Annotated in this window: 10 protein-coding genes; 9 read left to right on the top strand and 1 reads right to left on the bottom strand. The window is 37.7% G+C overall.

The window, feature by feature from the left end:
- Positions 1 to 2 precede the first annotated feature (2 nt).
- Positions 3 to 635 carry an orotate phosphoribosyltransferase gene (gene pyrE, locus J2Z23_RS03120; protein ID WP_057986801.1) on the top strand — a complete coding sequence of 211 codons (633 nt, stop codon included), beginning with the start codon at positions 3 to 5 and terminating at the stop codon, positions 633 to 635.
- A 128-nt stretch (positions 636 to 763) separates the two neighbouring features.
- Here the strand turns inward: pyrE and J2Z23_RS03115 are convergent, their stop codons facing one another.
- Positions 764 to 2,467 (bottom strand): Rqc2 family fibronectin-binding protein, encoded by a 1,704-nt coding sequence (locus J2Z23_RS03115; RefSeq protein ID WP_057986753.1) that lies wholly within the window; start codon positions 2,465 to 2,467, stop codon positions 764 to 766.
- Between the two features lie 538 nt (positions 2,468 to 3,005).
- Here J2Z23_RS03115 and J2Z23_RS03110 point away from each other — a divergent pair.
- The 8 genes from J2Z23_RS03110 to rsmB all read left to right on the top strand — a co-directional run bounded on the left by J2Z23_RS03110 (position 3,006) and on the right by rsmB (position 14,047).
- Complete coding sequence (locus J2Z23_RS03110; RefSeq protein WP_209973181.1) at positions 3,006 to 5,675, top strand: cation-translocating P-type ATPase; 2,670 nt, start codon at positions 3,006 to 3,008, stop codon at positions 5,673 to 5,675.
- 376 nt (positions 5,676 to 6,051) lie between these two features.
- The gene (remA, locus tag J2Z23_RS03105) at positions 6,052 to 6,312 is read left to right on the top strand and encodes an extracellular matrix/biofilm regulator RemA (protein WP_057986748.1); all 261 of its coding nucleotides are present in this window, start codon (positions 6,052 to 6,054) and stop codon (positions 6,310 to 6,312) included.
- A 7-nt stretch (positions 6,313 to 6,319) separates the two neighbouring features.
- Complete coding sequence (gmk, locus tag J2Z23_RS03100; RefSeq protein ID WP_057986746.1) at positions 6,320 to 6,937, top strand: guanylate kinase; 618 nt, start codon at positions 6,320 to 6,322, stop codon at positions 6,935 to 6,937.
- Positions 6,937 to 7,134, top strand: coding sequence for a DNA-directed RNA polymerase subunit omega (gene rpoZ, locus J2Z23_RS03095; protein WP_057986744.1), 198 nt, complete (start codon positions 6,937 to 6,939; stop codon positions 7,132 to 7,134). The genes gmk and rpoZ overlap by 1 nt, the downstream gene beginning before the upstream one ends.
- Before the next feature lie 501 nt (positions 7,135 to 7,635).
- The gene (coaBC, locus tag J2Z23_RS03090; protein WP_057986741.1) at positions 7,636 to 8,841 is read left to right on the top strand and encodes a bifunctional phosphopantothenoylcysteine decarboxylase/phosphopantothenate--cysteine ligase CoaBC; all 1,206 of its coding nucleotides are present in this window, start codon (positions 7,636 to 7,638) and stop codon (positions 8,839 to 8,841) included.
- Positions 8,838 to 11,240, top strand: coding sequence for a primosomal protein N' (gene priA / locus J2Z23_RS03085; RefSeq protein ID WP_209973180.1), 2,403 nt, complete (start codon positions 8,838 to 8,840; stop codon positions 11,238 to 11,240). Before coaBC ends, priA begins: the two co-directional genes overlap by 4 nt.
- A 517-nt stretch (positions 11,241 to 11,757) precedes the next feature.
- Complete coding sequence (fmt, locus tag J2Z23_RS03080; protein WP_064467951.1) at positions 11,758 to 12,711, top strand: methionyl-tRNA formyltransferase; 954 nt, start codon at positions 11,758 to 11,760, stop codon at positions 12,709 to 12,711.
- Positions 12,704 to 14,047: a 16S rRNA (cytosine(967)-C(5))-methyltransferase RsmB gene (rsmB, locus tag J2Z23_RS03075; protein ID WP_064467950.1), complete on the top strand. Its 1,344-nt coding sequence runs from the start codon at positions 12,704 to 12,706 to the stop codon at positions 14,045 to 14,047. Before fmt ends, rsmB begins: the two co-directional genes overlap by 8 nt.
- The last annotated feature ends 53 nt before the right edge of the window (positions 14,048 to 14,100 follow it).

Below are 14,100 nucleotides of genomic sequence, written 5' to 3'. Positions count from 1 at the left end.
AAATGAATTTAGCAGAAAACATTGCCAAACAATTATTAGACATTAATGCAGTATCCTTGAAACCGAAAGATCCTTTTATTTGGTCATCCGGCTTAAAATCTCCTATTTATTGTGATAATCGTTTAACTTTATCATATCCTGCTATTCGTAAAGAAATTGCGACTGGTTTGGCACAGTTAATCCAGCATCATTTTCCAGAGGTAGAAATCATAGCAGGTACAGCTACAGCAGGTATTCCACATGCTGCCTGGGTCAGTGATCAACTTGAATTACCTATGTGCTATGTTCGTTCATCTGCTAAAAGTCACGGGAAAGGAAATCAAATCGAAGGAAAATTGTTAAACGGGCAAAAAGCGGTTGTGGTAGAAGATCTAATTTCTACAGGGGGCAGTGCAATTTCTGCGGCACAAGCTCTCCAAGCCGAAGGTATCGATGTACTCGGGATCGTGTCAATCTTTACATATGAATTAGAAAATGGCCATAGAAAATTAGCAGAGGCCCAATTAAAAGCTTATTCATTAACAGGATATTCAAGCTTAATCAAGGTTGCATTTGAGCGCGGGATGATTGACGAAAGTGATCAAGAAATACTTGAAAACTGGCGGATGCATCCTGAGCAGTGGCTCGAAAAGTAGGAAAAATTAATCCGTGGGGATTCTCTATATTCCCACGGATTAATTGTGATTAAGACTTTTTATACGGCAGTAACCGTTAGACAAACCGAGAGGTAACGACAGACTTAAAAATCTATCTGTTAAGGTAGCTAATTTTGCATCTTCCTCACTTGATCTTCATCTGGCGTCACATAGACAGTTTGCTGGTTATCATAAATAACAAATCCAGGTTTAGCTCCATTTGGCTTTTTAACATGTCTAACTTTAGTAAAGTCGACAGGCACAGAGGCTGAATTTTTCGCTTTACTAAAATAGGCAGCAAGCATGGCAGCTTCTAAAATGACTGCATCATCGGGATTTTTGCTACGAATCACGACATGTGAACCAGGAATGTCTTTCGTATGTAGCCAAATATCATCTCTAGACGCCAATTTATTTGTTAAATAATCATTTTGTTTATTATTTTTTCCAACAAAAATTTCTGTTCCATCACTAGCTTGATAACGCTCAATGACAGGTTTTGCATTCGACTTCTTTTTATTTTTCTTTTGGGAGCGTAAATAACCTTCTTCCCTTAATTCTTCTCGAATTTCTTCTAGATCGCGAGGAGAGGCAGAATCTAGCTGTTGGATTAAGCCATCGAAATACTCTATTTCTCCTAGAGTCTTTTCAATTTGATCTTTTACTACATGTACCGCATTTTTCGCTTTTTGATATTTTGTAAAATACATTTGTGCATTTTCTGAAGGTGATTTTCGCGGATCTAGTAGTATTGTGACCTCTTGATAATGTTCATCATAATAATTTGGAACAGAAATATCTTTCATTCCTTTTTGAACTTGATGGAGATTGGCTGTTAATAACTCTCCAAGTAGTTGGTGCTGGTCAGCATTTTCAGCTTCCGATAAAGTTTGTTTTAATTTTCCTAATTTCCCTTCATTCTTTTCCTTTTCGTTCTTTATCAATCTTTCCAAGTCATGTGCTTGTTGCTTTACTCGATCACGATCCGCTTTCCCGAAATAGAAGCGATCCAACATTTCACTAAGAGTAACAAATTGTTTTATTTCCCCTGCCATCAAAGTGAGTGGCAATAAGTAAAATTCTTCTTTATTCTCAAAAATAGTAATACTAGGGGAATATTGATGAGCTTCAAGTTTGTTCATCATCATTAAGAAAGCATTAGGTAGTGTTTCCCTATTCGCTAATCCAGCTCGATGAACGATTTCTTTAGCGAGTAATGGAGAAATTCCAGAAAAACCACCAACAATCTGTTTATCTAATTTCCCTGCATTAAAATCAATTATCCTCAATATATCTTCCTTTGTTGCATTTAAAGGACTTATTTTATTTTGCGCAGGCGGGAGAATATATTTAGCACCAGGTAAAATAGTCCGATAACTATTTAAAGCAGTAGGGATGTGCTTCACACTATCCAAAATCATCTCTGTTTCCTCATCAACTAGTATGATATTGCTGTGTCTCCCCATAATTTCGATGATTAATTTTTTATAGCGAATATCTCCCAGTTCATCACGGCTTTTAATCTTTAATATAACGATTCGATCCATTTCAACTTGATTAATGTCCTCGATAATAGCCCCTTCTAAGTGCTTTCGCAAAATCATACAGAACATTGGTGGTTCTTGGGGGTTTTCAAATATATCATCGGTTACCTGAATCCTAGCATAGCTAGGATGAGCGGAAATAAGTAACTTATGATTTTTTCTTCCTGCTCTAACAATCATGACTATTTCATTTTTAAAAGGTTGGTGTATTTTACTAATTCTCCCACCAACAAGTAGAGATGCTAATTCCGATACAACTGCGCGAGTAAAAAAACCATCAAAAGGCATTATAACAACCTCTTCCATTTATTATTCGAAACTATTTAGCTTAATTAGGAAATTATAAATCTCATTGTGGATAGGTCCAAATAAATGATCACCAGAGTCTAGCGACTAGTAAATTTTTGGTTTCTGATTTCGTAGATCAATAATGTTTCTCCCCTCTGTCTAGCTGTAGGCGATAGGCATAAGGCTTGCTAAAGGCAAATTTATCGGTGTTACGATAAGATGGTGTACCCATTAGTCAATGTCTGCTTATACCAATTGTAATCTTCTAGGGGTAGAGCGACCTATAAGATTCTAAACACCTGCTTGGAGTCACCATCCTTCACTTCAATCCTTGCGTTCCCGTTATCGTACCAACAGGGCGTTGTTAGAATGGCACAGCTTTTTATACACTTCCATTTAGTACATCACTAAACAGATACTTTCACTTTTAATGTGCTTGGTCAAAATTATATCATGAAATCGACTTCCACTGAATAAGCATGCTATTACATGGACAACTTCTGTATGTTATGAGAAAGAGAGTGATGAGGTGAGGGGCATGCAGTTTTATGAAATGCAAGAAAAAGAAGTGGAGGCGTCATTAAACACAAGCATTGAACAAGGGCTAACGAATAAAGCTGTTGAAACAAAAAGAAATAAATTCGGATGGAATGAATTATCTGAAGGGGAAAAGCAATCAGCTATCTTATTATTCTTTAGTCAGTTCAAGGATTTTATGGTACTTGTTTTACTTGGAGCAACACTTATTTCAGGTATTCTTGGTGAGTATATCGACGCGATAACGATAATGGCGATTGTTTTTCTTAACGGAATATTAGGTTTTATCCAAGAAAGAAAGGCAGAAAAATCGCTAGAAGCATTAAAAAATCTTTCGGCTCCACAAGTTTCTGTATTGCGCGAAGGACAATGGGTAAAAATTAATTCCAGAGATGTAGTTCCTGGGGATATATTACGTTTTTCGAGCGGTGATCGAATAGGCGCTGATATGCGTTTATTACAAGCAAATAATTTACAAATTGAGGAATCAGCATTAACTGGGGAATCTATCCCATCTACTAAATATACGGGGGTTATTCAAGATACCGCACCTAATCTCGGTGATCTAAATAACATGGCCTTTAAAGGTACATTAGTGACTAGTGGTAATGGGATGGGGATTGTTACGGCAACGGGCATGAAAACAGCAATGGGTGAAATAGCTCATATGATTCAAACAGCAACTGTAATGTCAACCCCTCTACAAAGACGATTGCAGCAATTAGGAAAAATTTTAATTACTGTTGCTCTAGCATTAACATTGCTTGTCGTTGTTGTCGGTATTATTCATGGACATGATGTCTTCACAATGTTCTTAGCAGGGGTATCGTTAGCTGTAGCCGCCATACCAGAAGGTTTGCCTGCCATCGTGACAGTTGCTTTATCATTAGGTGTTCAAAGGATGATTCGCAAAAATGCGATTGTGCGTAAATTACCGGCTGTTGAAACATTAGGCTGTGCCTCCGTAATTTGTTCAGATAAAACAGGAACCATGACACAGAATAAAATGACAGTAACCCATGTTTGGAGTGGAGGGAAAACGTATCAGTTTTCCGGAGAAGATCATGATCAACTATATTATAATGAGCAAAAAGTCAACTTTGGAAATGAGAAGGCGATTAAACAATTATTAACATTTGGTGTTCTGTGTAACCATGCGGAACTTATGAGGAAAGATGGAAAAGTTATTGTGGATGGGGATCCGACTGAGGGGGCGCTACTAATGTCGGCTCTGAAAGCGGAAATCCATCGTGATTCATTATTAAAACAATTTACGATTCAAAAAGAATATCCATTTGATTCTGGCAGAAAAATGATGAGTGTCATTGTTAAGGATGAAGATGGAAAACAATTTGTAATCACAAAAGGGGCACCAGATGTTTTAGCAGAAAAATGTGAGTCGATTTTATGGGAACAAAAGAAGCGGATGCTTAATGGGGAGATAGGTGAAGAAATTCAAGCGACTGTACAGCAGCTCGCAGGGCAAGCCTTACGCACCATCGCGATTGCCTTTAAACCATTCCAAGGAGATATATATCCTCAGAATGAAAAGGAAATTGAAAAAGAATTAACTTTCATAGGTTTGCAAGGTATGATTGATCCGCCTCGACCTGAAGTAAAAGCAGCGGTTGCGGAATGTAAACAAGCTGGAATAAAGACAGTCATGATTACGGGAGATCATCAGGCAACAGCCTGTGCCATAGCGGAACAATTAGGTATTCTTGGAAAAAATGATTTAGTAATGGATGGGCAACAGCTAAATCAACTTTCTGTAGAAGAATTAGAAGAAGTGGTGGAAAATGTTGCTGTTTTTGCCCGTGTTACGCCCGAACATAAATTAAAAATTGTAAAAGCTCTACAAAGTAATGGACATATTGTAGCGATGACTGGTGATGGGATAAATGATGCTCCTGCGATCAAATCAGCAGATATTGGAATTGCGATGGGAATCACTGGAACAGACGTTGCAAAAGAAGCTTCCTCATTAATATTAATGGATGACAATTTTACAACGATAAAATCAGCTATCCATGAAGGAAGAAATATTTATGAAAATATTAGAAAGTTTATCCGTTACTTATTAGCATCCAATGTTGGTGAAATTCTCGTAATGCTTTTTGCGATGCTCATGTCTATGCCCCTCCCTCTTGTGCCGATCCAGATATTATGGGTAAATTTAGTGACAGATGGATTACCAGCTATGGCGTTAGGGTTAGACCAGTCAGAAGATAATGTGATGAAGAGGAGACCTCGTCCTGTTAATGAAGGGGTATTTGCCAGAGGGTTGGGCTGGAAAATTATTTCGCGCGGCTTCCTCATTGGAATCTCGACACTCTTGGCATTTTTGTTTATATATCAACGCGATCCTGCTAATCTCGCTTATGCACAAACGGTTGCCTTTACTACTTTAATTATGGCTCAACTCATTCATGTATTTGATTGCCGGAGTGAAGTGTCAATATTTTCAAGAAATCCGTTTGAAAATAAATATTTAGTATTATCGGTGCTTTTCTCCCTTGCTCTGACAATCTGTGTCATTTATATTCCCGCCTTGCAACCTATTTTTCATACCGTTCCGATCATAGGTGCAGACTGGTTATTAATTGCTGTAATGAGTGCTTTGCCAACTTTTTTACTGGCAGGAAGTTTTATTATAAGAAAAAAGAAATGAATTGTGTTATAATTTTAAAGGTAATAGACAAGGCTCTATTACCTTTTTTAATTCAGGACAATATCTATACATAGATGAGGCTGTTCAAAAAGCCCGTAAAAATGACACTTTAAATTGCTATGTTGGTGAAATATTTGCCCATATCCTGTGGGTAACATGAAAGTCAGCATATATTGTGCAAGTCCACTACTTATTGAGTTAAGAGTATACTCTCTACTATGCAAAGTTTCGTCGCCTCAGACTCTTGACGTATAGGACGTACTAGTGTCAAATGTTGGCGATTCATTAGCACCTTTAGCCGACTTGGTCCTTTTTGAACACATACTAGAATGTATATAAATGTACAAAAAAACCGATAGTTGACTGGAGGAGCATTATGCAAACCAAGCTTTTAAATATTGGCTTTGGAAATATTGTCTCAGCCAATCGAATTATTTCGATTGTTAGGCCTGAGTCCGCTCCCATAAAGCGTATCATTCAAGATGCACGAGATCGTGCTACATTAATTGATGCTACTTATGGAAGAAGAACAAGGGCAGTAATTATTATGGATAGTGAACATGTGATTCTTTCAGCTGTCCAGCCTGAGACCGTTGCACAGCGGTTATTTGGCAAGGACGATAATGAAGAAGGGTAGGAACATAATGAAAGAAAAGGGGTTATTGATTGTCCTTTCTGGCCCATCAGGAGTTGGAAAGGGCACAGTAAGAAAAGCAGTATTTTCGCGTCCTGATGCTCAATTCGAATATTCCATTTCAGCTACGACTCGTTCTCCTCGTGAAGGGGAAGTAGACGGTGTAGATTATTTCTTTAAGAGCAAGGAAGAGTTTAAGCAAATGATTCAAGATGGAAAACTCTTAGAATACGCTGAATATGTGGGGAATTATTATGGTACTCCATTGGATTATGTTAACGAAACTTTAAATTCTGGAAAAGATGTTTTTCTGGAAATTGAAGTTCAAGGAGCGAAACAAGTGCGCGAAAAAATTCCTGATGGTTTATTCATATTTTTAATGCCCCCGAGTTTAAATGAACTTCAAAGTAGGATTGTCGGAAGAGGCACTGAATCGGTAGAATTAATTCATAATCGCATGGAAGCAGCTCGCCGAGAAATTGAATTGATGAGTTTATATGATTATATTGTTGAAAATGATGATGTTGAAAAAGCGGTTGACCGTATTAATGCGATTGTTCAGGCCGAACATTTTCGGAGTGAGCGAATCGCAGGAAAGTATATAAAAATGTTGGAGGTTGAAAAATAATGCTATACCCATCTATTGATAAGCTATTGAATGTCATTGATTCTAAATACTCTCTTGTGACGGTTTCCGCTAGTAGAGCTCGACGTTTACAGGAAGAAGCAAATCCATTAATGGAGAAGTACGAATCACATAAGTTTGTTGGAAAAGCCTTGGAGGAAATCTACTCAGGCGCTTTAAAAGTAAAAGGCACAAATTAAGTCTGTGCAATTTGTTAAAAGAGTATAGTCTTTTTGCATTAGTATTTCTAACACTAATGTAAGTTATTATGCAATTGTTAGGGCCGAGGGCAATTTTTTTCAAGATTCATTCCAGAATAGCTTGCCTGGGGTTATTACATCTGATCAAGGTGGCGAACAGGTGGTTATGGTGGCTTAGTCGTCCTTCTTGATTTTATGATTTTACGGACGCTTTGCGCTTTTCATAGTACAGACAACCTATATGTCTATGGGTTGTCTTTTCTGTTTTTGGTCTACATAATAGAAGTAATTCGCAGTCATTAAAATTGGGCGATCGGAAAATACTGTGGAATGAGTTAGAGTTTTGGCATAATGCAAATGAAATTTTCTCCGCCTCCGGGACCTTGTCGATCTCTTATTTCTCGTAGGACTCCCGCATATTCCATATGCTAGGGTGGCGTATCGCTTCATATTTTTCACAGATAATCCGATACCCTAAAAATTTAAATGAGGATGTATGAAATGAAAAAAAATATATTATTGGGTGTGACAGGCGGCATTGCTTGTTATAAAGCGGCTGCCCTAACAAGCAAGCTTGTTCAATCAGGTTACTCCGTTAAAGTCATGATGACTAGATCAGCTACAAAATTTGTATCACCGCTAACCTTCCAAGCTTTATCTAGGAATGAAGTTTATACAGATACTTTTATTGAAAATAACCCAGAAGTGATCGCTCATATAGATTTAGCAGATTGGGCAGATTTAGCCTTAATAGCACCTGCAACAGCAAATATGATTGCAAAATTAGCCCATGGTTTAGCAGATGATATGGTTTCCACTACATTACTTGCGACAACAGCTCCTGTATGGATTGCGCCAGCTATGAATGTGCATATGTATGATCATCCAGCTGTCAAAAAAAATATTCATATTTTGAATGAATTTGGTCATCGGTTTATTGAACCAGGTGAAGGGTATCTAGCTTGTGGTTATGTAGGTAAGGGAAGATTAGAAGAACCTGAGAAGATTGTGGAGCATATCCATCGACATTTTTCTGAGCAAGCACAATCCCTCAAGGGCAAGAAAGTGCTTATTACCGCAGGACCCACTAAAGAGAGCATTGATCCTGTTCGCTATTTTACAAACCATTCTTCAGGAAAAATGGGTTATGCACTAGCAGAAGAAGCGGAAAAAATGGGAGCAGAAGTTGTATTAATTTCTGGTCCAAGTAATTTACCTGTGCCAACCGGTGTGAAATTTATTTCTATTGAAACAGCAGAGGAAATGTATGAACAAGTGTTAAAATATTTTCCTTCCGCAGATATCGTGATAAAAAGTGCAGCGGTAGCAGATTATCGCCCAAAACAAACCTTTCAACAAAAAATTAAGAAAAAAGATGGTAATTTTATTATAGAATTTGAAAGAACAAATGATATATTAATGGAATTAGGGAAGCGAAAAGAACATCAATATCTCGTTGGCTTTGCTGCCGAAACTGAAAAACTTGAAGAACATGCTTTAGGAAAACTAGAAAGAAAAAATGCGGATATGATCATCGCGAATGATATTATGACAAAAGGAGCTGGCTTCTCAGCAGATACAAATATCGTCACGATTGTTCAAGCAAATCAAAAACCTAAAAAATTACCCTTATTAAGTAAATATGAAACTGCCAAACGAATCCTTGAAGAAATCGTGCAAAATATAATAAAGGAAGATCATAAATGATTGCAGAAGTCATTGTCGATGTTCCAGCGCTTGGAACAGATAAGGTTTTTGATTATGTAATACCTGAAAAATGGCTAAACATAGTAGAACCTGGGATGAGAGTAGCTGTTCCCTTTGGCCCACGACTTATCCAAGGCTTTGTAATGGAAGTAAAGAGGGAAAGTAGCTTAAAAAAACTTAAAGAAATTAAGGAATTACTAGATTTAACACCTGTTTTAAATAAAGAGCTTCTTGGGTTAGGACAATGGATTGCAAATGAAACACTCTCTTTTAAAATATCCGCCTTTCATGCTATGCTTCCAGCGGCAATGAAAGCAAAATATGAAAAATATATTCGCCGAACGAAACTAGAGACTGATCCTGAATTAGAATCGCTTTTTTTAAGTCAAGAAAAAATAGCTTGGAAGGAAGCTGACAACAGAGAAATACTCCCAAAATTACGTGAACAAGTAAATTTGGGAAATGCCGAAGTTATTTACGATATAAAAGACCGCGCCAAAAAAAAGACGATGACCTTTTATACAACTTATTTAAGAGAGGCTGAATTGACAGCTCATAAAAACGAAATAAGAGCGAATGCGACTGCCCAAAGGAAACTTATCTTCTTTCTAATGGAGCACTCAGGAGAAAATTTTACTACACAACAATTAATAGAACTAAGTGGTACTTCTTCTACGGCGATTCAAGCTTTCGTTAAGAAAGGTATATTGCAAAAAAGTCAAGATGAAATATATCGAGATCCATTTGCACATAAAGAATTTGAACGTACTTTACCATTAACTTTAACAGAGGAACAACAAAAGGCAATCACCCCAATTTTATCCCGAATCGAAGCAGATGAATATCAAACCTTCCTATTATATGGTGTAACAGGGAGTGGAAAAACGGAAATATATTTACAATCGATCCAAAAAGTATTAGAAAAAGGCAAAGAAGCGATAGTATTGGTGCCTGAAATATCGTTAACACCACAAATGGTCGACCGCTTCAAAGGTAGATTCGGAGATGATGTAGCTGTTCTTCATAGTGGTTTGTCCCTAGGAGAAAAATATGATGAATGGCGTAAGATCCAAAGAAAGGAAGCAAAAGTAGTTGTCGGAGCTCGTTCTGCCATTTTTGCACCTTTGGAAAATATCGGGATTATGATTATTGATGAAGAACATGAAACTAGTTATAAGCAAGAGGAGCAACCTCGCTATCATGCTCGTGATGTCGCGATTAAAAGGGCGGAAAATCATCAGTGTCCAGTCATATTGGGGAGTGCAACCCCTTCGCTTGAATCTTTTGCTAGAGCGAAAAAAGGTGTATACCATTTATTAACTTTGTCAAAACGAATGAACGAAATGGCTCTACCATCTGTTTCAATTGTTGACATGCGTGAGGAAATGAGAAGTGGGAATCGCTCGATGTTCTCTGTGGAGCTATTTGAAAAATTAAAAGATCGTTTAGAAAAGCAAGAACAAACGATTTTATTTTTAAATAGAAGAGGACATTCATCCTTTTTACTTTGTCGGGATTGTGGGTATGTAATGCAGTGTCCACACTGTGACATATCATTAACTTTTCATCGGTTTTCAAATGAAATGAAATGTCATTATTGTGGGTTTACAACAGGTGTACCAGAAAAATGTCCTGAATGTACGAGCCAACATATTCGTTATTTTGGTACTGGAACCCAGAAGGTGGAAGAAGAATTAAATAAGGTGCTTCCTGAAGCTAGAATCATTCGGATGGATGTTGATACAACATCAAGAAAAGGAGCACATGAAAAGTTGCTCGATCAATTTAAATCAGGACGAGCCGATATTTTATTGGGAACGCAAATGATTGCCAAAGGTTTAGATTTCCCAAACATCACACTTGTTGGAGTTTTAAGTGCAGATACGATGCTGAATTTGCCCGACTTTAGAGCTGCGGAAAAGACCTTTCAATTATTGACACAAGTAAGTGGAAGGGCAGGTAGACATGAATTAACTGGAGAGGTTGTCATTCAAACTTATGCTCCTGAGCATTACAGTGTGCAGCTGGCAGGACAACAAAACTATGATCATTTCTATCAGCGAGAAATGATGCTACGAAAAATGGGATCCTATCCACCTTTTTATTATTTGTCTTTGGTAACTGTCAGTCATGAAGATTTAATGAAGGTTATTTCTGTTACAGAAAAGATGGCAAAATTTATTCGAGCAAATCTTTCAGAACAAGCAGTCATATTAGGACCTGCATCCTCACCGATTCCACGAATCAATGATAGATATCGTTATCAATGTTTGATAAAATACAAGCATGAACCAAAATTAACACAAACATTAAAAAGACTAGTAGAACATTATCAGCAACAATACAATAAAGAAGGTTTGACTATTTCCATTGATGTTAATCCTTATAACATGATGTGACATCGAAAAGCGTAGGGCGGTTGCTTAGGGGCGACAAGCAAATGTTCTGAATCTGTAGAAGGGTGCATTTTCCCTTCGAAAGATTCAGGTTATTAGACCTCGAGCCCCTACCGCCCAAAGCTGGACACCGAAAAGCGTAGGGCGGTTGCTTAGGGGCGACAAGCAAATGTTCTGAATCTGTAGAAGGGTCATTTTCCCTTCGAAAGATACAGGTTATTAGACCTCGAGCCCCTACCGCCCAAAGCTGGACACCGAAAAGCGTAGGGCGGTTGCTTAGGGGCGACAAGCAAATGTTCTGAATCTGTAGAAGGGTGCTTTTTCCCTTCGAAAGATTCAGGTTATTAGACCTCGAGCCCCTACCGCCCAAAGCTGGACACCGAAAAGCGGAAGCGCATGTACAGCGACGTACAAATTTTCATAATAAGGTTAAACGGTTAAGTTGGCCACATCCTGTGGTTACGCTGTTCTGACCTGCGTTTTATTGAAAAAAGATAAGTGTTAGAAAGTAGTGAGAGAGATGACCAGAGTTATTTTTATGGGAACACCTGATTTTTCGGTACCTATTCTAAAAAAGTTAATGGATGAGAAATATGATGTCATAGCAGTTGTAACGCAACCAGACCGTCCGGTTGGGCGTAAAAAAAAGCTTACGGCACCCCCAGTCAAGATAGAGGCGGAACGTTTAGGAATACCAGTATTGCAACCGGAAAAAATTCGTGATCCTCTAGAGGTACAGAAGATTGTGGATTTAAAACCTGATTTACTAGTGACAGCAGCTTATGGACAAATATTACCAGAATCTTTGTTAAAGGCCCCGAAACATGGATGTATTAATGTGCATGCTTCATTGCTTCCTGAATTAAGGGGTGGGGCTCCGATCCATTATGCATTATTGCAAGGAAAAGAAAAAACAGGTATCACAATTATGTATATGGTGAAACAATTGGATGCTGGGGATATTCTTACGCAAGTTGAGGTACCGATTGAAGAAAATGACGATGTTGGAAGTTTACATAATAAACTTAGTTTAGCTGGAGCGAAATTACTTTCCGAAACAATACCTGATTTATTAGCAGGAAAAATAAACCCAGTCCCGCAAGACCATCAACTAGCGACATTTGCCTCAAATATATCGAGAGAACAAGAAAAAATTAATTGGGATGAATCCGGTGAGACTATTTATAACCAAATTAGAGGATTAAGTCCTTGGCCAGTAGCTTATACTATTTGGTCGGGTAAAACATTAAAAATATGGCGAGCGGAAAAGGTGGAAAATTCCACACAAAAATTACCGGGAACGATAGTGAGTGTGGAAAAAAATAGTTTTACCGTTTCGACCAATAATGAAATAGGAATTAAAATATTAGAGGTACAGCCAGCAGGTAAAAAGAAAATGACGACTGAACAGTTTTTAAATGGAACAGGGTCTACAATTAAATTAGGGGACCGATTGGGGCAGGATAATGAATAAAAAGAAAAAGTCTGTTCGAGAAGCAGCTCTAGATATATTGGAGTTGATTGATAAACAACAATCTTACAGTAATTTATTATTGAACCAGGTAATCCAAAAGGAAAAAATAACAGGGCCTGATGTAGGATTGCTTACAGAGTTGGTTTATGGAACGATACAGCGTAAGTTAACCTTAGATTATTATCTTCAACCTTTTTTACGGAAGCAACCTGACCACTGGGTGTTAAATTTATTACGTTTATCTATTTACCAGATGGTTTATTTAGATAAAATTCCCGATCGAGCGATTTTATTTGAAGCTGTTGAAATTGCAAAAAAACGCGGACATAAAGGAATTTCCAGTTTTGTGAATGGAATTTTAAGACAAGTCCAGAGACAGGGAGTCCCATCCCTCAACATCATTGCTGACCCTATAGAACGTCTTTCAGTCGAGACGAGTCATCCTTTATGGTTAGTACAAAGATGGAATAAGCAGTTTGGTTGGGAAAAAACAAAATCGATGTGTGAATATAATTTACTGCCCCCTGTGCAAACGGCGAGAGTTAACATGCTAATGACTTCAATGGAAGAGGTAATAAGTTTATTAAAGGAAGAAGGCTTTGATGTTCAACCTAGTCCTATTATTCCCGAGGGTATTAGAGTTCTTAGAGGAAATATTGCCCATTCAAAAGTTTATGAATCTGGGTTGATTAGTATTCAAGATGAAAGTTCTATGGTTGTTGCATATGCATTGGAATTATCCCCAGATTTAGCAGTGCTTGATGCTTGTGCAGCGCCGGGAGGAAAAACAGGACATATTGCCGAAAAACTAAAAGGAACTGGGAAGGTTGTTGCGCTTGATCTCCATTCACATAAAGTGCGGCTCATAAATGAAAATGCGGCCCGCCTCCAACTTCAAAATATTGAAGCTAATGTGATGGATAGCAGAAATACGAGCGAATTACTAGAGCTAGAGTCTTTTGATCGTGTTTTGGTGGATGCTCCTTGTTCTGGTTTAGGAGTTTTACGACGTAAACCTGATATAAAATATTCAAAGACTATTCAAGATATTGCGGCATTGAGTCATGTTCAATTAGAAATTTTAAATGAATCTGCAAGATTGCTGAAAAAGAATGGCCTACTAATCTATAGTACCTGTACAGTTGATATGGAAGAAAATTTAGAGACTGTGAATGAATTTTTACGACAGCAAGAAAACTTTATACCACATTACATTCATTTACCCAATAGTCTAACTCATCTAGTTGATCCGAAAGAAAATAAGGTGCAAATTTTACCACAAGACTTCGGTGGTGACGGCTTTTTTATTGCTGCTTTTAAAAAGAAGGATCAGTAATAGATAATTCGAACCCTTAAAGATAAGCGAGTAGCTTAAAGAGGAGAAGAAAA

The sequence above is a fragment of the Lederbergia galactosidilytica genome, from assembly GCF_017873565.1.
Lineage (GTDB): Bacteria > Bacillota > Bacilli > Bacillales > Bacillaceae_C > Lederbergia > Lederbergia galactosidilytica.
Note: the sequence above shows the minus strand (reverse complement) of the source record. Positions and strands in the feature narration are given on the sequence as shown.